The organism is Streptomyces sp. NPDC091279 (assembly GCF_044757465.1).
Taxonomy (GTDB): Bacteria; Actinomycetota; Actinomycetes; order Streptomycetales; family Streptomycetaceae; genus Streptomyces.
In genome coordinates this window covers 281,669-301,582 of the sequence record NZ_JBIVVA010000004.1, presented here as the reverse complement: position 1 = coordinate 301,582, position 19,914 = coordinate 281,669, and the positions used below count along the sequence as shown (strand labels likewise).

The following is a 19,914-nucleotide window of genomic DNA, read 5'->3' as shown; positions in this document are numbered from 1 at the left end:
ATGAACAAGGGACCGCGTCCACCATGACGACGGCCCCGGAAAAGGACACACCATGGCCCTTCTCGACCTTCAGACGATGGAGTCCGCCGACCACACCGACGGCGGCGGCGCGAGCACCGTCAGCCTGCTGTCCTGCGTCTCCGCGGCGAGCGTTCTGCTCTGTCTCTGATCCGCACCGCGCGCAACCGGCTCCGAGCGGCCTCTCCTGCGGGAGGGGCCCCTCGGGGCCTTCGCCCACTCCCCCGACGCGAGGCCCGCAGCGATGACCCCCGCTCCCGACGCCGGCCCCGACCCGGTCGCCCGCCCCAGCCGCGCCCTGGAACGCGCGGCCCTGCGGCACGGCGGCGCCCGCTGCGCGGCCCTGTTCGCGGTGAGCACGGCGGCCTCGGCGGCCGGGCTGCTGCTGCCGGCCGCGCTCGGTCACACCCTCGATCTGCTGCTGGCCGGTGCCCCGGCGACCCGCTGGGTCCTCTACGCCTGCGGCCTCGTCCTGCTGCTGGGCGTCCTCGACGCCTGCGCGGGCGTGTTGTCGGGAACGGCCGACGCGCGGGCCGCCGCGTGGCTGCGCCGCCGGCTCACCGGACACGTCCTGGCGCTCGGGCCGCGCGCGAACGCCCGGTTCGGCACCGGCGACCTGGCCGCCCGGTTCGTCGGCAGCGCCGCCCAGGCCGGGACCTCACCGGCCGCCGTCGCCGCGCTGTTCGCCGCGCTCGCCGGTCCGCTCGGGGGCGTGGTCGCGCTCGGGCTCATCGACTGGCTCCTCGCCGTGGTGTTCCTCGCCGGAGCGCCTCTGCTGGCCCTGCTGCTGCGCGCCCTGGCCCGTGACACCACCGCCTGCGTCACCGAGTACCAGCAGGTCCAGGGGCGGATCGCGGCCAGCCTGGCCGAGGCGGTCGGCGGTTTCCGCACCATCGCCGCCGCGGGCATCCAGGACCGGGAGACGGCGCGGATTCTGCGCCCGTTGCCCGCGCTCTCCCGTGCCGGGCACCGGATGTGGCACGTCCAGGGCCGGGCGGCCGCGCAGGCGGTCACCGTCGCGCCGCTGCTGCAACTGGGCGTGATCGCGGTCGCCGGATTCCTGCTCACCCGGGGCGAGTTGACGGTGGGCGACCTGCTCGCCGCGTCGCGCTACGCGGTCCTCGCGACGGGGGTGGGGGTGCTGGTCGGGCGGCTCGCGGCGCTGGCCCGGGCGCGGGCGGCGACCCGACGGCTCGGCGAGGTCCTGGCCGAACCCGCGCCGCCACCCGGCACGTTCCAGCTCCCCGCCGGGCCCGGGCGGCTCGAACTGCGCGGCATCACCGTCCGGCGCGGCGGACGCGACGTCCTCGACGGCCTCGACCTCCTCGTCCCCGGCGGCACGGCCCTCGCCGTCGTCGGCCGGTCCGGCACCGGCAAGTCCCTCCTCGCCGAGGTGGCCGGCCGACTCGCCGACCCCGACGCGGGCCACGTCCTCCTGGACGGCGTCCCGTTGACCGACCTGCGCCACGACGAGCTGCGCCGCGCGGTCGCCTACGCCTTCGAACGCCCCGCACTCCTCGGAACGACGATCGAGGACGCCCTGACCTTCGGCGCCGCCGCCCCCTCCGCCGCCCGGGTCCGCACGGCCGCCCGCGAGGCCCGCGCCGACGTCTTCATCGACCGCCTCCCGCACGGCTACGCCACCCTCTGCGCGGACGCGCCCCGCTCCGGCGGCGAGTCCCAACGCCTCGGCCTGGCCCGCGCCTTCGCGCACGGGGGACGGCTGCTGATCCTCGACGACGCGCTCTCCAGCCTCGACACGGTCACCGAACACCACATCACCGAGGCCCTCGCCGCCCCCGGCACCGGCCGCACCCGCCTGCTCATCGCCCACCGCGCCACGACAGCGGCCCGCGCCGACACCGTGGCCTGGCTGGACAACGGCCACATCCGCGCGACGGGCCCCCACGAGGTCCTCTGGCGCGACCCGGCCTACCGAGCAGTCTTCGACGAGGCCACACCATGAGCCCGAAAGAGCAACTTCCCCAAGCTGACACCCTCAGCGCCAATTCCGCCCCCTCGACGCTCATACGCCCCGGCCCCGGTGGCGGTCAGCAAGAGGGGGGCGGCGTGAGACGGCGAGTGGCTCGGGGGGTTGTTGTGGTGCGGGAGCGGTGGCGGGTGGTGGTGCGGCTCGGGGGGTGGTCGTTGCTGGAGGCCGGGCAGACGTTTCTGCTGGGGTATGCCCTGGCGCGGGCGTTGGACGCCGGGTTCCTGGTGGGGGACGTGCGGGTCGGGCTGTGGTGGCTGGCAGGTGCCGGGCTGGGCGTGGGGATCGGGGCGTACGGCACCGGGCGCGTGTACCGGGCCGTCGCCGACCTGGTCGAACCCGTGCGGGACCGGCTGGTGGAGCGGGTCGTCGCACGCGGGGTGCGGGAGGCGGACGACGGGGCGGTGTCCGGGCTCACCCAGCAGGTGGAGATCGCCCGGGACACCCTCGCGGGCCTGGTGATGGTGTCCCGTTCGTTCGTGTTCACCGCCGCCGGCGCCCTCGTCGGCCTCTTCTCGCTCGCCCCGCCGCTCCTGGTGATCGTCGCGCCGCCGCTGCTGGCCGGGGTCCTGCTGTTCGCGGCGACGCTGCGCCCGCTGGCCCGGCGCCAGGAGGCCTTCCTCGTCGCCGACGAGGCCCTCGCCCGGGAGTGGGGCGCGGTGTGCCCGGGGTTGCGGGACGTGACGGCGACCGGCGCCGAGGAACGCGTCGCCGGGGACCTCGGCGTGCGGGTCGGCGCGGAACTGGACGCCGCCCGGTCGCTGGCCCGCTGGAGCGTGCCGAGGGTCGCGGCGCTGGCGCTCGGCGGACAGGGTCCCGTGGTGCTGCTGCTGGTGTCGGCGCCCTGGCTGCTGGCGCACGGGGTCACGCCGGGCGCGCTGGTCGGGGCGCTGGCCTACGTCACGCAGTCCCTGTTGCCGGCCCTCCAGAACCTGATCCATGGCCTGGGCGCGGGCGGCTCCCGTCTCACGGTGGTGCTGCGCCGCCTGCGCGCCCGAACCCCGGCGGGCCCCGCTGTGCCGGAGGCTGCGGCACCGGCACCACCAGGCCGACCCGGTTCCCGACCGCCGTTGCCCTCCCCGACCGGTTCGACGGCCGCCGCCGGACTCAGGCCCGCACCGCCTCCCGCTCTCTGCCTCACCCAGGTCTCGTTCGCCTACGGGCCCGCCTCCACGCCCGTTCTTGAGGGGCTGGATCTCGTGGTGCCTCCTGGGGGGCATCTGGTGGTGGTCGGGGCCAGTGGGATCGGGAAATCGACGCTCACCGCGCTGGTCGCGGGGTTGCTGCCGGCGGGGCAGGGGGCGATCCGGGTGTGCGGGGAGCCGGTGCCGGGGGCGCGGGCCGCCGCGCTGCGGGTGCTGATCCCGCAGGAGGCGTACGTGCACAGCGGGACCCTCGCGGAGAACCTCGGCCGGCTCCGCCCCGACCCCGTGCCGGAGGGCGAGCTGCTCGCCGCCGCCGAGGCGGTCGGGCTCGGGCCGCTGATGGCGGACCTCGGCGGGCCCCAGGGGGTGGTCGAGCCGGGCGCTCTCTCCGCGGGGCAACGCCAGCTCATCGCCCTGACCAGGGCCTATCTCTCCCCCGCGCCGCTCGCCCTGCTCGACGAGGCGACCTGTCATCTCGACCCGGAGGCCGAGGCGCGTGCCGAGCGGGCCTTCGCCGCGCGGCCGGGCGGCACGCTGGTGGTCGTCGCGCACCGGATCAGCTCGGCGCGCCGGGCCGACCGGGTGCTGGTGATGGACGGTGCGCGCACCGCGTACGGCACGCACGAGGAGCTGCTGCGGACCTCCGGGTCCTATCAGGAGCTGGTCGGGGGTTGGACGGTCACCGCTGATCGGTGAGCGGACCTAGGGGGCTGTTCTCTGCCCTGGTCACAGCCATCCTTCCCCCTGGGATATGCGGATCGCGTCGATCCGGTTGCGGGCGCCCGTCTTGCGGGTGATGGCCGCCATGTAGTTGCGCACGGTCCCGTGGGACAGGTGCAGGCTGCCCGCTATCTCCGCTATGGACGCGCCACCCGCCGCGAGGCTCAGCACGGTCAGCTCCCGGCGGGTCAGCGGGATCTGCGCCGCCTTGAGGAAACCGAAGCCCAGCGAGTCGTCGATGAAACGTTCCCCCTCGGCGACTCTGCGGATGGCGTGGACTAATCGCTCCGGCGAGCCCTCCTTGTCGACATAGCCGCAGGCGCCCGCCTCGAACGCCTGCTTGAGCAGCCCGGGCCGGTTCGCGCTGGCCAGCACGACGAGGTGCGGCGCGGACGCATGCGGGTCGGGGCGCAGGACGGACAGGGACGGCACGTCGTGCCCGTCGGAGCGTTCGAGGTCGGCCGCGCAGACGTCGGGGGCCACCGCCCGCACCCGGTCCGCCGCCTGCTCCCACGGCGTGTCGTCCACGCCGAAGCCCGGCTCGCGGCGCAACCACTCCGCCAGCACCGATCTCACCAGACACGCGTCATGGACCAGAAGAACCCGGATCACTGCCACCCCGTCCGTCGCCGTTCGCCGTACCCGCCCCCACTCCGGTTCCCGGTTTTGAGCGCGTGCCCCATTGTTGGGCGCTTCCACCGTTCTTGGGCGCGAAGAATCGGCCATCAGGGGGCGCGGGGGCGCACATGGGGAGCCCGTACGCTGCCGCGCGCATCGACTGTGGGGTAGGGCGTGCCGGAGCGAGGGTAAAGCGGCAGGTCCGGGCGGGGTGGTGGGGCGCTCGCCGTGCGCCGAGCGCCGCCCCGGGAGAGTCTTGACCCCGAGGAGTGGCCGCGCGGCCCGTGCGAGGAGGTGGTCGGGCGTGTCCGACGGGCAGCCTTCGACGGCCGCCGGTTCCCGGGCGGGCCGGCCGCTGTTGTCGCTGGCGCTGGCTTCGATGATGGAGGAGGTCCAGGCGCACTCCGGCGCGGTCTATCTCCTGAACGCGCGCGAGCCGGTCCTGGAGATGGCCGTGATGGCCGGGCTGCCCCGCGCCTTCGCGGCGCCGTGGGAGCGGGTCGGCCTGAGTTCGCCGGTGCCGGTGGCCGAGGCGGTGCGTGACCGGCGGATCGTGTGGGTGGGCGGCGAGGAGGAGATGGCCCGGCGCTATCCGCGGATCGCGGTGGTGGTGCCGTATCCGTTCGCGCTGGCGGTGGTGCCGGTGGCGACGGCGGAACGGGTCTACGGCGCGGTGTACGTGACCTGGCCGGGATCGCACCCCGGCACCCTGTCGCTGCGCGAGCGGCAGCGGCTGACGTCGGCCTGCGACCGGCTGGCGATCCAGCTGCGGCGGGCCGCCGAGGAGAGCCGCCCGCACCGGCCGGAGGCGGATCTGCTGGCGGCGGCACCGGCCGGGGTGGCCGGCACCCTGGGCACGTCCGAGACGGCGCGGATGGTGGAGCGGCTGCCGTACGGGCTGGTCTCGCTGGATCTGCACGGGCGGGTCACCTACGCCAACGGGGCCGCCGCAGAGCTGCTCGGCACGCCGGTGGCCGAACTGGCCGGTGCCCAGCCGTGGTTGTCGGTGCCGTGGCTCAACGACCCGATGTACGAGGACCGTTACCGGGCCGCGCTGATCAGTCAGCACGTCACGTCGTTCGTGGCGCTGCGGCCGCCGGGCGACTGGTTGTCGTTCCGGATGTATCCGAGCCGGGACGGGCTGAGTGTGCGGATCAGCCGGGCCCGGGAGGTGGCCCGGCTGGCGAGCGGAGCCCTGCCTCCCGACACCGGTCCGAAGCGGCTGGTGAGCATCTCGCAGGTGCTCAGTCTGAGCGGCGCGCTGACCGAGGCGGCCGGGGTGCAGGACGTGGTGCAGCTGGTGGCGGACCAGGTGGTCCCGGCGGTGGGCGGGCAGGCGGTGGCGCTGCTCGGTTCGCAGGGCGGCCGGCTGCACGTCCTGGGGCACCGGGGGTACCGGGACGCGCACATCGTGGAACGGTTCGACGGCATGCCGCTCTCCCAACGGACCCCGGGCACGCACGCGTTGACCAGCGGGGTGCCCGCCTTCTACGACTCGCGGGAGCATCTGGAACGGCTGTACCCGGACCGGCACGCGACGCCGGACGGTTTCGCGGCCTGGTCGTACATTCCGCTGATCGCGTCCGGGCGGCCGGTCGGCACCTGTGTCATCGCCTATGCCGCGCCGCATGTCTTCCCGGCCGACGAGCGGGCCGTGCTCACCAGTCTGGGCGGGCTGATCGCGCAGGCGCTGGAACGGGCGCTGCTGTACGACGCCAAGAACCAGCTGGCGCACGGGCTCCAGGAGGCGCTGCTGCCCAGGACGTTGGCGGTGCTGCCCGGGCTTGAGGCGGCGGCCCGTTATCTTCCGGCGACCCATGGCATGGAGATCGGCGGCGACTTCTACGACCTGGTGCCGGCGACGCCGTTGCCGGCCGCGGTGATCGGCGATGTGCAGGGGCACAACGTGACGGCGGCGGGGCTGATGGGGCAGGTCAGGACGGGGGTGCGGGCCTACACCACGGTGGGTCAGCCGCCGCAGGAGGTGATGCGCAGCACCAATCGGCTGCTCATCGACCTCGGCGCCGATCTGTTCGCGAGCTGTCTGTATCTGCGGCTCGACGCGGCGCGCGGGCGGGCGGTGATGGCCCGGGCCGGGCATCCGCCGCCGCTGCTGAGACGGCCCGACGGCAAGGTGCGGGTCCTCGACCTGGCCGGGGGGCCGCTGCTGGGGATCGACGCGTCGGCGACGTATCCGACGACCGAGGTCGCGTTGGCACCGGGCTCGGTGCTGGCGCTCTACACGGACGGTCTGGTGGAGTCGGCGGGCATCGACATCGAGGACTCCCTCGCCGAACTCGGGGCGCTGCTCGGGGAGATCGGGCATCTGCCGCTGGAGCGGCTCGCCGACGAACTGGTCCGGCACAGCGCCGCCGCCCGCGAACGCGCCGACGACGTGGCGCTGTTGCTGCTGCGGGCGAAGGAGACGGGCTGAACAGGCCCGGTACATAGGGGCGTTGGTGGCGGAAAGAAGGTCCGGCCCTCCCGCCGGAGGGCCGGACCGTCCACTGTCGGCCGGAACCGCAGGTAGGCCGATCAGTGGTTCAGGCGCGGGACCGGTCAGGGGTCCCGCGGTTCTGGGGCGTCGGCTAGTGGGAGCCGGTCAGGGACGAGCCGTCGTCCATGCCGGTTCCGGTGCCGTCGCCGGTGTCATCGCCGGTGTCGTCTCCGGCACCGATCTCGCCGGGCGTCGACGGGTCGGCCGCGCCGCCACCGACCTCCTCGCCGCCGGCCTGGTCACCGCCCTGCTGGTCGCCGCCGGCCTGGTCGCCCGCACCGGCTTCGTCACCGGCACCGGCCTCGTCGCCCGCACCGGCCGCGCCGCCCGCCTGGTCGCCCGCGCCGATGGTGGCGCCGGTGGCCGCGAGGGCGGTGGTGACCGGCTGGAAGAAGGTCTCGCCGCCCTGCGTGCAGTCGCCGCTGCCGCCGGAGGTGAGGCCGACCGCGCCGCCGTCCTGCGTGAACAGGGGGCCGCCGCTGTCGCCGGGCTCGGCGCAGACGTCGGTCTGGATCAGACCGGTGACGGTGTCGACGCCGCTGGGGTCGGTCTCGCTCTGGAAGTTGACGGTGGCGTCGAGACCGGTGACCGTGCCGTCGTTGAGGCCGGTCGTGCTGCCCATGCGGAAGACCTGGGCGCCGACGGTGGCCTCGGCGGCCTGGGTGATCTGGACGGTCTGGCCGCCGCCGACGTTGACGTCGCTCGCCGCCTGGGTGGTGGCGTCGTCGTACTTCACCAGCGAGAAGTCGCCCTCGCCGGGGAAGGTGGCCTGGTCGACGGTGGCGACGGGCTCGCCGGTCTCGGAGTCGGTCCACTGCTCGGCCGCGACCCCGCAGTGCCCGGCGGTGAGGAAGGCGGGGGCGCCGTCGCTCGCGGTGACGTTGAAGCCGAGGGAGCAGCGGACGGTGCCGCCCTCCGCCTGGGCGAAGATGGCGTCGCCGCCCGACACGAAGGTCTTGAAGGTGCCGGCGGACTTCTTGAGGGTCGCCTTGTCCGCGCCGAGCCCGTCGACGGTGGACTCCAGCTGGTTCCAGTCGGAACCGGTGACGGTGGAGTCGGCCGTGACCACGATCTTGTTGGTCTTCGGGTCGATGGCCCAGGCGCTGCCCGGCACGGTGGCGTCGGACTTGAGGGTCTGGGCGCCGGCCTTCAGGGTGGCGAGGCTGTTGGAGACCTCGCGGATCTTGGCGCCGGCCTTCTTCGCCTGGGCGACGGCGGTGTCGTCGCCGTCCACGACGTTCACGACCAGCTGCTTGCTGCCGGATTCGTAGTAGGAACCGGCGAAGGTGTCGCCGAGCATGCCCGAGAGCTGCGAGGCGAGGTCCGAGGCGTCGGACGCCTTGAAAGTCCTGGGGGTGGCCGCGTTGGTGGAACCGCCGTCCTGGGACGCGTTCGCGTTCGGCAACAGGATGGCGGCTGCGCCGAGCGCCACGACGCCACCCACCGCTATCGCGGCCTTGCGCTTCGGAATTCGCTTGTGACTCAAACTTCTCGACCTCCTGGGGGACCGGAGTCCGTGCTGTCCTGCGACAGCTGTTCGGGGCGCCTGGATGGCTGTTGGTACGCACGGGTCGTTCGGCGTGTTCAAACCTGTTCGCCAACTCCCGTCCGGCACAGGGGAATCGGCCATGTGCCGGGGCTCGCCTGCGGGCGCGTGGAGCAACCCCTCATATGCCGATGACCACCGCCGAAGCCGACAGGACCGCCTCGGCCGCCTTCGCCCCTTGAGCGCCTCGCCCCCACGCGCCCGGCCCGTACCCCGGTCACGGCGTCGCGTGCCTGGTGGGAGGGGTGCGACCGGTGGTACGGGCCGGGGTGCGCGGCCGTCCCCGGCACCGATGCCGTGGGGGCCTCGACGGTGGCGGGCGGGACGTGGGCGGCGACGGCGGGCAGGCGCCGTTTCCGAGCCGGGACGTCGTTCCCGATGTCCTGAACCGAACGGTCCCGGACAGCCACGTTCCGCGATCACCGTGCGACGGTCGGTTCCGATCATGAAGCGGAATGTCGGCTTCAGTGAATCTGCACATCGAATACCCAACGGCGTCACCCGGGGCCGAGGTTCTGCACAGCGCGCGGGGCAGCGTCACCGCGGCGGCGTGGAGCCGAGCTCGCGGCCCGGGACGGCAAGGCCCGGGGTGAACCGATGCCGTGACGCATGTGAAGAAGTCATCCCCGAGTCGTGCCCGGCCCTGCACTCCCTGTGCCCCGTGGGGCTCAAGTGGCCTGAGAGGACGGGAGTTTGATTGGAAGCCCGTCCGCGCCCCGTGCTTTGATCCATCGCACCGCAGGGGGCCGCACAGGGCAGCCGGAAACGGTTGCCCGGCCTCCGTGGTCGCGGCCGTCACTGTCCCGGAGGGGGCCGCTCCCCCCTTGTGAATATCCATACGAAGGGAAGTTCCATCATGAACTCCACCCCCCAGGTTGCGACCGTCGAGATCTCCGACGCCGAGCTGGACAACGTCTCCGGCGGCCTCGGCCTCAACGCCGTGAGCACCGTCACCGGCGCCGTCGACGGCATCGTCCCGGTCTCCGGCCTGGTCGACACGGTCATCGGCACCGTCGAGGGTGTCACCGGCCTGAACACCACCCCGGTCACGAACCTGGTCGCCGGTCTCTGATCGCACCTGTATGACGTCGATTCCCGGAGCCGCACGCCGGCTCCGGGATCTCGGCTGTCCGCACCCGGCCGGTCCTCGCCGGCCGGCACGTCGTCGCTTCACAGGTGAGGGAAGTCGCCGTGCAGTTCCGTCAACAGGCCCTCGCCAAGCTCCAGTCGCCGGACGAGCTGGACCTTCCGGTGCGGTTCGCGCGCCCGCAGGGGTGGCTGGTGCTGGCCGTGACCGTACTGGCGATCGCCGCCGCGTCGGTGTGGGCGGTGACCGGGTCGGTCGCCTCCACGGTGAGCGCGCCCGCCATCCTCACCCACGGGCAGGGCAGTTACATCCTGCAAAGCCCCGTCGCCGGGCAGGTCACCGCGGTCCTCGCCGAGCAGGGCAGGCACCTGCCCGCCGGTTCCCCGGTGTTGAAGGTCCGCACCAGCGAGGGTGAGACCGTCGTCCGTACCGTCGCCGCCGGGCGGATCACCACGCTCGCCGCGACCATCGGGCAGATCATCCAGACCGGCGCGGACGTCGCCGCCGTCGAGAAGGTCGCGCACGCGAGCGACCCGCTCTACGCCACCGTGTACGTGCCCGCGCAGAGCGCCGCCGCGCTGCCCGAGGACGCCGCCGTCGATCTCACCGTCTCGTCCGTGCCGACCCAGCGGTACGGGGTGCTGCGCGGTCGGGTGAAGGCGGTCGACCGCTCCGCGCAGTCGGCGCAGCAGATCTCCGCGTTCCTCGGCGACAGCCAGCTGGGGCAGCAGTTCACCAAGGACGGCAGGCCGGTGGCGGTACTGGTCCGGCTGGACACCGACTCCGGCACGAAGAGCGGTCTGCGCTGGTCGTCCGCCGACGGGCCGCCGTTCGCCCTCACCTCCATGACCACGGCCACCGGCTCGATCCGGCTGGCCGACGAACATCCCGTCGATTGGCTGCTGCCGTGAGCACCTCGCAGGAGACCCGGAGCAGACGGCGCGCCGCCCCGCCGAAACGGCCCGTGCCAACGGGGAGGTCGAAGACGGTCCGCACGCCGACCGTCCTCCAGATGGAGGCCGTCGAGTGCGGCGCCGCCTCCCTCGCGATGGTGCTCGGCCACTACGGCAGGCACGTCCCGCTGGAGGAGCTGCGGATCGCGTGCGGTGTCTCGCGGGACGGCTCCCGGGCGAGCAACCTCCTGAAGGCGGCCCGCAGTTACGGGCTGACCGCCAAGGGCATGCAGATGGACACGGCCGCCCTCGCCGAGGTGCGCACCCCGGCCGTGCTGTTCTGGGAGTTCAACCACTACGTCGTCTACGACGGCATGGGCCGCCGGTTCGGCCGTCGCGGGGTCTTCATCAACGACCCCGGCAAGGGCCGCCGGTTCGTGCCCATGGAGGACTTCGACGGCAGCTTCACCGGCGTCGTGCTGGTCCTGGAGCCCGGCGAGGATTTCGCCAAGGGGGGCCGCAGACCAGGGGTGTTGGGGGCGATGCCGGCCCGGCTGCGAGGCACGGCGGGCACCATGCCGGCCGCGGTCCTGGCGAGCCTGCTGCTGGTCCTGGTCGGGGCGGCGGTGCCCGCGCTGAGCCGCACCTACATCGACATGTTCCTGATAGGGGGTCAGACCTCGCTGCTGGGCGTGCTGTTCGCGTCCATGGGCGCGTGCGTGCTGCTCACCGTGGTGCTGACCTGGCTCCAGCAGGCGAACCTGCTGCGCGGCCGGATCATCTCCTCCACCCTCTCCAGCGCGCGGTTCCTGCGCCATCTGCTGCGGCTGCCGGTGACGTTCTTCGCCCAGCGCAGCCCGGCCGACCTGGTGCAGCGGCTCCAGTCCAACGACCAGGTCGCCGAGACCCTCGCCCGGGATCTCGCGGCGGCGGGCGTGGACGCGGTGGTCGTCGTGCTGTACGCGGTGCTCCTCTACACCTACGACCCGCAGTTGACGTTCGTCGGGATCGGGGTGGCGCTGCTGAACATCGTCGCGATGCGGGTCGTCATCCGGCTGCGCGCCACCCGGACGGCCAAGCTGCGCGCGGACAGCGCGCGGCTCACCAACACGGCGTACACCGGGCTTCAGTTGATCGAGACGATGAAGGCGACCGGCGGTGAGGACGGCTACTTCCGCAAGTGGGCCGGGCAGCACGCGACCACCCTGGAGGAGCAGCAGCGGCTCGGGGTGCCGAGTGCCTGGCTGGGCATGGTCGCGCCGACGCTCGCCTCGCTCAACAGCGCGCTGATCCTGTGGATCGGCGGGATGCGCGCGGTGGAGGGCGGGATCTCGGTCGGCCTGCTGGTCGCCTTCCAGTCGCTGGTGACGCGGTTCACCGCGCCGATCACCCGGCTCAACGGGGTGGCGGGGCGCATCCAGGACTTCGCCGCCGACGTGGCCCGGCTCAAGGACGTCGAGAACTTCCGCACCGACCCGCTCTACGACCGCCCCGGCTCCGGTGACTCCACGCGGCGGCTGCACGGGCACATCGAGTTGCAGAACATCAGCTTCGGCTACAACCCGCTGGACAAGCCGTTGCTCACCGGGTTCGACCTGACCGTGGGCCCCGGTCGGCAGGTGGCGCTGGTCGGCGGCTCGGGCAGCGGCAAGTCGACGGTGTCCCGGCTGATCTCGGGGCTGTACACGCCGTGGGACGGTGTCATCCGCATCGACGGTCAGCGCCTGGAGGACATTCCGCGCGGGGCGCTGGCGGCCTCGGTGTCCTTCGTGGACCAGGAGGTGTTCCTGTTCGAGGGCTCGGTGCGGGACAACGTGGCGCTGTGGGACCCGTCGATCACCGAGGACGCGGTCGTCGAGGCGCTGCGGGACGCGGCCCTGTACGACGTGGTGACGCGCAGGCCGGGCGGCATCCACAGCCGGGTCGAGCAGGACGGGCGGAACTTCTCCGGCGGGCAGCGTCAACGCCTGGAGATCGCCCGGGCGTTGGTGCGCAGGCCGAGCATCCTGGTGCTGGACGAGGTGACCAGCGCGCTGGACGCGGAGACCGAGCAGGTCGTCATGGACAACCTGCGTCGGCGCGGCTGCGCCTGTGTGGTGATCGCGCACCGGCTGAGCACCGTGCGGGACAGCGACGAGATCGTCGTCCTCCAGCACGGCACGGTCGTGGAACGCGGCCGGCACGAGGACCTCGTCGCGCGGGGCGGCGCGTACGCGGCGCTGGTCAGGGAGTACTGAGATGACGATCGAACAGGACGGTGACCTGGTCCTCGGCGCGCTCGGGGGGATGGGCACGCCGATCGACTGCGCCGGTCTCGGCCGCCTGGACCTGGAAGGTCCGCAGGTGGTGTGGCTGGTGGCGGCGGGGGCGGTGGATCTGTTCGCGGTGGACTCCGAGGGGCAGGGCCACTGGCACCACCTGGGCCGTCTGGAGGCGGGCTCGCTGCTGCTGGGCCCGGTGCCGGGGCCTCACCACACGCTGGTGGCACGGCCGTTGCGGGACTGTGTGGTGCGGCGCATCGGGCTGCGCGAGCTGTATCAGAGTCCGGACACGCAGAGCTGGTCCTACGACGCGTACGGCAATCCGCAGTATGTGCCGCCGACGACGAGCCCGCTGGAGTACGCCCTCGCGCTGGGCGTCGGCCGCAGTCTCTCGGTGCTGTTCCAGGCGCCGATGGCGACCGAGGCGGCGGTGGCGGCCACCGACGACGACGTGTTCTGGATGCAGGTGCCGCCGGGCAGCGTCCAGTACGGGTCGCTGTACGGGGCCGAGGCGGCCGCCGATCTGCTGATGGACCCGGCGGTGTGGCAGAGCATGGTCGACCAGCAGTACCGACTGCTGACCACGCTCGACCGGTGGATCGAGCAGCTGAAGCGCAGCCACGAGACCCGGACGGCGGCCGGGATCAAGGCCGGTGAGGCGGTGCGCGCGCAGGCCGACCGGACGTTGCTGGCGTCGATCGGCAGGTCATCGGACCGGCGCAGCACGGCCGCCGACGCGGACGCCTCCTACGCGGCCTGCAAGGTCGTCGCCGAGGCCGCCGGGATCACCCTGGTCGAGCCCGGGCAGGGCGGCACGGAGAGCGACCGGCTCGATCCGGTGGAACGGGTGGCGCTGGCGTCGCGGGTGCGGGTGCGGGCCGTTCGTCTGGACGGGGCCTGGTGGCGGGACGACGTGGGGCCGCTGGTGGGGCATCGCGCGTTGTCGGGGGCGCCGGTGGCGCTGCTGTGGCGGCGTGGCGGTTATGTGGCCGTGCATCCGGCGACCGGCCGGGAGACGCCGGTGGAGAAGGCGAACGCGGAGGAGTTCGAGCCGCGTGCGGTGATGTTCTACCGCCCGTTGCCCGACCGGGCGTTGAGCCCGTTGCGGCTGCTGCGGTTCAGCATGCGGGGCACCGGTTCCGATCTCACGAACCTGTTGCTGAGCGGTCTGGTGACGGTGGCGATCGGGGCGCTGGTGCCGATCGCGACGGGCAAGGTGCTGGGCGAGTTCGTACCGAAGGCGCAGACGGCGTTGATCGTGCAGGTCTGTCTGGCGGTGATGCTGAGCAGCGTGGTGGCGGCGGCGTTCCTCCTGCTGGAGAACCTGACGATCCTGCGGCTTGAGGGCCGCATCGAGGCCACGCTCCAACCGGCCGTCTGGGACCGGCTGTTGCGGCTGCCGACGACGTTCTTCACCGAGCGTTCCACGGGTGAGCTGGCCAGCGCGGCCATGGGGATCAGCGCGATGCGCCGGCTGATGGCGGGCGTGGGTCCGGTGGTCGCGCAGTCGGTGACCGTGGGTGTGATGAACCTGGCGCTGCTGTTCTGGTTCAGCGTGCCGATGGCGCTGGCGGCGATCGGGATGCTCGTCGTCATCGCGTCGGTGTTCCTGGCGCTCGGGTTGTGGCAGGTGCGCTGGCAGCGGCGTCTGGTGGTGCTCGGCAACAAGCTGAACAACCAGGCGTTCCAGACCCTGCGCGGGCTGCCCAAGCTGCGGGTGGCGGCGGCCGAGAACTACGCGTACGCGGCCTGGGCGGCGCAGTTCGCGCGCAGCCGGGAGCTGCAACGGCAGGCCGGGCGGATCAAGAACCTGACGACGGTGCTGGGCGCGGTGTATCTGCCGTTGTGCACGCTGTTGATGTTCATGCTGCTCGCGGGTCCGGCGCGCGGGTCGATGTCGGCGTCCGCGTTCCTCACCTTCAACACGTCGGTGACGATGCTGCTGACCTCGGTCACCCAGCTGACCGGCGCGTTCGTGTCGGCGGTGGCCGCGCTGCCGCTCTTCGAGGAGATCAAGCCGGTCCTGGAGGCCAGTCCCGAGGTGCGCGCGGCGAGCACCCGGCCGGGGCGGCTGACGGGGGCGTTGGAGGCGCGGCGGCTGTCGTTCCGGTACGCGGAGGACGGTCCGCTGGTCCTGGACGACGTGTCGTTCACGGTGGGCGAGGGCGAGTTCGTGGCGATCGTCGGGCCCAGCGGCTGCGGCAAGTCGACGCTGCTGAGGCTGTTGATCGGCTTCGACCGGCCGGTGTCGGGGAGTGTGCTGTACGACGGCCAGGATCTGGCGGCGCTGGACCAGTCGGCGGTGCGCCGGCAGTGCGGTGTGGTGCTCCAGCACGCGCAGCCGTTCACGGGGTCGATCCTGGACGTGATCTGCGGGACGGAGCCGTACACGCCGGAGGAGGCGATGGCTGCGGCGGAGCTGGCGGGGCTCGCGGAGGACATCAAGCGGATGCCGATGGGGCTGCACACGATCGTCGCGGGCAGCGGCGCGGTCTCCGGCGGGCAGCGGCAGCGGCTGATGATCGCCCAGGCGTTGATCCGGCGGCCGCGCATCCTCTTCTTCGACGAGGCGACGAGCGCCCTGGACAACGAGACGCAGCGCACGGTGATCGAGTCGACGAAGGCGCTGAACGCCACCCGGATCGTCATCGCGCACCGGCTGTCCACGGTCCTGGACGCGGATCGCGTGATCGTGATGGAGGACGGCCGGGTCGCGCAGCAGGGTCCGCCCGCGCAGCTCCTCGCGGACACCGGCGGCCGCCTGCACGAACTGGTCCGCCGCCAGCTGGCCTGAGTGAGGGTGCCGGGACGGGGCCGGGTGTGCCGAGGGGCGCATCCGGCCCCGTCCGCGTGCGGCGCCCAGGCCCGCGTGGAAGCCCTCAACTCGGCGTCCTTGAGCGGCAATCCAGCGAAACGTTGCCGTTTCGCTGGGAGTGTTCTAATCTCCATGTGTACGAAACGGTTTCGTTTACGGATTCTTTGCCTCAGCGTCCGGACGACTTCCCCTGGAGTTCCCCATGTCCCAGAAGACCCTGACCGAGGACGCCCTCCCGGGCGCGCCGGCGGCGGATCTGCCCGCCGCCCCGGCCGCCAAGCGGTGGTGGATTCTCGCGGTGGTCGCGGTCGCGCAGCTGATGGTGGTCCTGGACGCCACCATCGTGAACATCGCCCTGCCGTCCGCCCAGGCCGACCTCGGCTTCTCCGACGGCAACCGGCAGTGGATCGTCACCGCCTACGCGCTCTCCTTCGCCTCGCTCCTGCTGCTCGGCGGGCGGATCGCCGACCTCTTCGGCCGCAAGCGCGCCTTCCTCATAGGCGTCGTCGGCTTCGCCGCCGTCTCCGCGCTCGGCGGTGCGGCCAACAGCTTCGGCATGCTCGTCACCGCTCGCGCCCTGCAAGGTGTGTTCGGCGCGCTGCTCGCCCCGGCCGCCCTCTCCCTCCTCAACACCACCTTCACCGACGCCCGCGAGAAGGCCAGGGCGTTCAGCGTCTACGGCGCCATCGCCGGTGCCGGTGGCGCGGTGGGCCTGCTGCTCGGCGGCCTCCTGACGGACGCGTTCGACTGGCGCTGGACGCTGTATGTGAACGTCGCGATCGCGGTCGTCGCCTTCACGGGCGGCTGGCTGCTGCTGTCCAACCACCGCGACGCGGCCGACTCCAAGCTGGACGTGCCCGGCACGGTGCTGGTCGCGGGCGGTCTGTTCGGGCTGGTCTTCGGGTTCTCCAACGCCGAGACCCACGACTGGGGCTCCCCGCTGACCTGGGGCTTCCTGCTCGCCGGCGGGCTGCTCCTGGTGGCCTTCGGCTGGTGGCAGAACCGGGCCGCGCACCCGCTGCTGCCGCTGCGCATCCTGCTGGACCGCAACCGCGCGGCGTCGTTCCTGACCGTGCTGATCTCCGGCTCCGGCATCTTCGGGGTCTTCCTCTTCCTCACCTACTACCTCCAGCTCAACCTCGGCTTCAGCCCGACCAGGACCGGTGTGGCGTTCCTGCCCATGGTCGGCGCGCTGATGGTGGCCGCGCAGGTGGGCACGACGATCCTGGTGCCGCGCATCGGCCCGAAGACCGTCGTCCCGCTGGGCTTCGCGATCGCCGCGAGCGGCATGGCCTGGCTGACCGGGATCGGCGTCGGCTCCAGCTACGCCAGCGCGGTGCTGCCCCAGCTGATCGTGATCGGCCTCGGCCTCGGCATGGTCATGCCGCCCGCGATGCAGCTGGCCACCGGTGGCGTGGCCGCCGAGGACGCGGGCGTCGCCTCCGCGACCGTCAACGCCATGCAGCAGATCGGCGGTTCGATCGGAACGGCGCTGCTCAACACGCTCGCCGCGAGCGCCGCGACCAGCTATCTGACCGGCAAGGACGCGACCGACAAGCTGGTGCAGGCGCGGGCCACCATCGAGAGCTACACCACGGCCTTCACCTGGTCGGCGGGGCTGTTCGTGGCCGGCGCGCTGATCGCCTTCCTGCTCTTCCGGCGCGGGGCACCGCGCCAGGACGCGGGTGCGGCACCGGTCGTGCACATGTGATCACCGTGAGGTGAACCGAGGTCCGAGGGGCCGCCGTCCGCAGGGAGACGGCGGCCCCTCCTCGCGGTCACGGATACGGTGGGGCATCGACGTGAGCGGAAGCGGGGACGAGCGGATCATGCGCATCAGTGTGGTGGACGTGGGATCGAAGACGGTCCGGCTGGTGGTGGCCGACGCCCAGGGCGGGGTGCCGCTGCCGGTGCACACCGCGAAATGGCCGCTGCGCCTCTCGGACCACCTGACCCCCGAGGGCGGTATCCCCGAGCCGGTGGTGGAGCGGATCGTGGCCGCGGTGGAGGACGCCCGGCGCACCGCCGCCCGCTGGGGCGCCGCCGACCCGCTCGCCTTCGCGACCGCCGTGGTGCGCGGCGCCGCCAACCGCCGGGAGATCCTGGACGCCGTCCGCGACGGCACCGGCGTCGGCCTGTGCACGCTGCCCGGTGAGGTGGAGGCCGAGCTGACGTTCCTCGGGGCGCGGCGCTGGATGGGCTGGCGTTCGGGTCCGCTGGCGCTCCTCGACATCGGCGGCGGCTCCCTCGAAGTCGCCTTCGGGCGCGGCCGGTTGCCGGACTTCGTGGCGTCGCTGCCGTTGGGTGCGCGGCAGTTGACCGAGGAGCTGTTCACCGGCGAGGACCCGCCGGGCCCCGACATGGTCCGCGAGCTGCGCCGCCGGGTCCGCCACCAGCTCCGGGACGCGGCGGCCCGCATACGGTGGGAGGGGCCGCGTACGGCGGTGGCGACGTCCCGGACGTTCCAGCAGCTGGGGCGGTTGTGCGGGGCGGCGCCCGGGCGGCACGGTCCGTTCGTGGAGCGGGAACTGCGCCGCCCCGACCTGCGGGCGGGCATCGAACGGCTGGCCGCGCTGCCCGCCGCCGACCGCGCCCGGCTCCCCGGTATCTCGGCGCCGCGCGCCGCGCAGAGCCTGGCCGGCGCCGTCGTGGCGCACACGGCGATGAAGCTGACCGGTCTCAAGGCGGTGACGATCTGTCCCTGGGCGATCCGGGAGGGCATCCTGCTGCGGCACATAGAGGACGGACCCGACTGGTGGGCGGAGATCAGCTGCCGCACGGAGCCGGTCCCGCCGCCGCGCCGGGCCCTGCCCGCCGAGGGGCAGGCGCCGGACGAGCCGGTCAACTCCCGTCCCGAGAAGGGCAAGTCGGCGAAGTAAGCGATCAGATTGTCAAGGCGTTCCCACAGGGTTCACCAAGTCGAGTGAACTCGATCTTGGCTGCGGCGCGTCGGGGGTGACCGGTCCCGGTCCGGGGTAACTACCGGGATCGAATGCGCCCCAGCCGAGGTGGAGCGGCCATGGCCTCTGTTCCGGACGATCCGGTATCCGTACCGCCGCTGGCGAACACGCACGCCCGCACCCGGTCCTGCGGCGCCTTCACCGTCGTCGAGGCGGCCGGGGAGATCGATCTGTCCACCGCCGATCTGCTCGCCGAGCATCTCTCGGCGGCGACCACCGGGCCCGGCCCTGATGTGCTGGTGGATCTGCGGCGGGTGTCGTTCCTGGACTGCTCGGGGCTGCGGGTGCTGTGCCGGGCCGAGAGCCGGGCCCGGGAACGGCAGGGCCGATTACGGCTGGTGTCGACGGACCCGCGGGTGCGTCGACTGCTCGGCGGGGTCGGGCTCTCCCACCGATTCCCGCTGCTCCCCGGGGTTCCCGGGGAACAGCGGGGCTGATGCCGGGGAGCGGGGACGGCCCCACACCGTCCACCGCTCCCGGCGCGAGATCGCCGACGCCCCGTGACCTGGGCACGCACTCCCCAGTTACGGGCCACTTCGGTTGCGCACGGGGGTCGCGATCCCGGTCTCTCAGAACGAGAAGAGGCTGGTCCCGTAGGAGCTCTTCACGCACTCGTTGGAGAAGGCGCGCTCGTAGGAGACGCGCTGGCCCTGCCAGACACCCTCGACGGTGATGACGACGGGGTCGTACACCTTGAGGCACTGCACGCCCGACCGGGGCGTCAGGGCGTCGAGGTCACCGCCCGCCGCGCGCAGTTCGGCGCAAGCGGCGGCGGCGGCCGGGTGGCTGCCCGAGGCGGTCGGGGCGCAGGTCAGGGTGACGGCGCGCTGCGGGGTGGCAAGCGCTGCCTGGTCGCCGTGGCCGACGGTCATGACCAGGGCCGAGGGGGCGTAGAGCGCGGCAGGGGCGTCGGCCGGGGCGGCGAGCGCCGCTCCGACGAGGGGCCCGCAGACCGTGGCGGCCGCAAGGGTGAGGGCCGCTGCCCAACGCGCGGTGTTCCGCATGGTGTTGCATCCTTCCGCTGGATTGGTGAGTACCGGATCGAACACGGTCGGTGTCGAACCGGCGAGCGAGAGTCTGCCTAGTCCGCCGCGGAAACTCATCTCGACCCCCCACATTCAGATAACCTTGCGTATTGAATCAGTGGCGTGAAGTCACGGATCTTGGTCACTCGAAGCCCGTAACTGTGCGATTCCTGAGCGTCCCAATCGACCAATTGGCCAGTTCCGCACGGTTGGTTAATAGGCCTGAAACATTCCGACCGTTCTCACGATCGCCCCCGCCCGACCCCGGAGCCGCCCCCACCCAGGTGTCCGTTTCCTCCACTTCGCGCGCGGAAGTGGGATGAAACGTCCCCTGGCCCG

Annotated in this window: 14 protein-coding genes; 11 read left to right on the top strand and 3 right to left on the bottom strand. The window is 72.8% G+C overall.

Features of this window, described 5'->3' with window-relative positions:
- Positions 1 to 52 precede the first annotated feature (52 nt).
- The 3 genes from ACIQOU_RS11775 to ACIQOU_RS11765 all read left to right on the top strand — a co-directional run bounded on the left by ACIQOU_RS11775 (position 53) and on the right by ACIQOU_RS11765 (position 3,849).
- Positions 53 to 169 (top strand): SapB/AmfS family lanthipeptide, encoded by a 117-nt coding sequence (locus ACIQOU_RS11775; RefSeq protein WP_401536232.1) that lies wholly within the window; start codon positions 53 to 55, stop codon positions 167 to 169.
- 93 nt (positions 170 to 262) lie between these two features.
- Positions 263 to 1,984 carry an ABC transporter transmembrane domain-containing protein gene (locus tag ACIQOU_RS11770; RefSeq protein WP_401536231.1) on the top strand — a complete coding sequence of 574 codons (1,722 nt, stop codon included), beginning with the start codon at positions 263 to 265 and terminating at the stop codon, positions 1,982 to 1,984.
- 155 nt (positions 1,985 to 2,139) lie between these two features.
- Complete coding sequence (locus ACIQOU_RS11765; RefSeq protein WP_401536720.1) at positions 2,140 to 3,849, top strand: ATP-binding cassette domain-containing protein; 1,710 nt, start codon at positions 2,140 to 2,142, stop codon at positions 3,847 to 3,849.
- Positions 3,850 to 3,879: 30 nt separating this feature from the next.
- Here ACIQOU_RS11765 and ACIQOU_RS11760 read toward each other — a convergent pair whose 3' ends face one another.
- Positions 3,880 to 4,485 (bottom strand): LuxR C-terminal-related transcriptional regulator, encoded by a 606-nt coding sequence (locus ACIQOU_RS11760; RefSeq protein ID WP_401536230.1) that lies wholly within the window; start codon positions 4,483 to 4,485, stop codon positions 3,880 to 3,882.
- A 310-nt stretch (positions 4,486 to 4,795) separates the two neighbouring features.
- Between ACIQOU_RS11760 and ACIQOU_RS11755 the strand changes: the two genes are divergently transcribed.
- A complete protein-coding gene (locus ACIQOU_RS11755; RefSeq protein ID WP_401536229.1) occupies positions 4,796 to 6,925 on the top strand; it encodes a SpoIIE family protein phosphatase in 2,130 nt (709 codons plus the stop codon).
- Positions 6,926 to 7,079: 154 nt separating this feature from the next.
- On the opposite strand, the gene ACIQOU_RS11750 is transcribed toward ACIQOU_RS11755, so the two are convergent.
- Positions 7,080 to 8,474 carry a S1 family peptidase gene (locus ACIQOU_RS11750; protein WP_401536227.1) on the bottom strand — a complete coding sequence of 465 codons (1,395 nt, stop codon included), beginning with the start codon at positions 8,472 to 8,474 and terminating at the stop codon, positions 7,080 to 7,082.
- Between the two features lie 916 nt (positions 8,475 to 9,390).
- On the opposite strand from ACIQOU_RS11750, the gene ACIQOU_RS11745 reads away from it, so the two are divergent.
- The 7 genes from ACIQOU_RS11745 to ACIQOU_RS11715 all read left to right on the top strand — a co-directional run bounded on the left by ACIQOU_RS11745 (position 9,391) and on the right by ACIQOU_RS11715 (position 18,987).
- On the top strand, positions 9,391 to 9,606 hold the full coding sequence (locus ACIQOU_RS11745) for a type A2 lantipeptide (RefSeq protein WP_401536226.1): 216 nt from the start codon (positions 9,391 to 9,393) through the stop codon (positions 9,604 to 9,606).
- 119 nt (positions 9,607 to 9,725) lie between these two features.
- Entirely contained in the window at positions 9,726 to 10,532 is an 807-nt protein-coding gene (locus ACIQOU_RS11740) for an HlyD family efflux transporter periplasmic adaptor subunit (RefSeq protein ID WP_401536225.1), read from the top strand.
- Positions 10,529 to 12,751, top strand: coding sequence for an NHLP family bacteriocin export ABC transporter peptidase/permease/ATPase subunit (locus ACIQOU_RS11735; RefSeq protein WP_401536223.1), 2,223 nt, complete (start codon positions 10,529 to 10,531; stop codon positions 12,749 to 12,751). The genes ACIQOU_RS11740 and ACIQOU_RS11735 overlap by 4 nt, the downstream gene beginning before the upstream one ends.
- A 1-nt stretch (position 12,752) precedes the next feature.
- On the top strand, positions 12,753 to 15,569 hold the full coding sequence (locus ACIQOU_RS11730; protein ID WP_401536222.1) for an NHLP bacteriocin export ABC transporter permease/ATPase subunit: 2,817 nt from the start codon (positions 12,753 to 12,755) through the stop codon (positions 15,567 to 15,569).
- 223 nt (positions 15,570 to 15,792) lie between these two features.
- Positions 15,793 to 17,301: an MFS transporter gene (locus tag ACIQOU_RS11725; protein ID WP_401536221.1), complete on the top strand. Its 1,509-nt coding sequence runs from the start codon at positions 15,793 to 15,795 to the stop codon at positions 17,299 to 17,301.
- Between the two features lie 118 nt (positions 17,302 to 17,419).
- Positions 17,420 to 18,469 (top strand): Ppx/GppA family phosphatase, encoded by a 1,050-nt coding sequence (locus ACIQOU_RS11720; RefSeq protein WP_401536718.1) that lies wholly within the window; start codon positions 17,420 to 17,422, stop codon positions 18,467 to 18,469.
- Positions 18,470 to 18,609: 140 nt separating this feature from the next.
- Positions 18,610 to 18,987 carry an anti-sigma factor antagonist gene (locus ACIQOU_RS11715; protein ID WP_401536220.1) on the top strand — a complete coding sequence of 126 codons (378 nt, stop codon included), beginning with the start codon at positions 18,610 to 18,612 and terminating at the stop codon, positions 18,985 to 18,987.
- A gap of 132 nt (positions 18,988 to 19,119) precedes the next feature.
- On the opposite strand, the gene ACIQOU_RS11710 is transcribed toward ACIQOU_RS11715, so the two are convergent.
- A complete protein-coding gene (locus ACIQOU_RS11710) occupies positions 19,120 to 19,554 on the bottom strand; it encodes a subtilase-type protease inhibitor (protein WP_401536218.1) in 435 nt (144 codons plus the stop codon).
- Positions 19,555 to 19,914 lie beyond the last annotated feature (360 nt).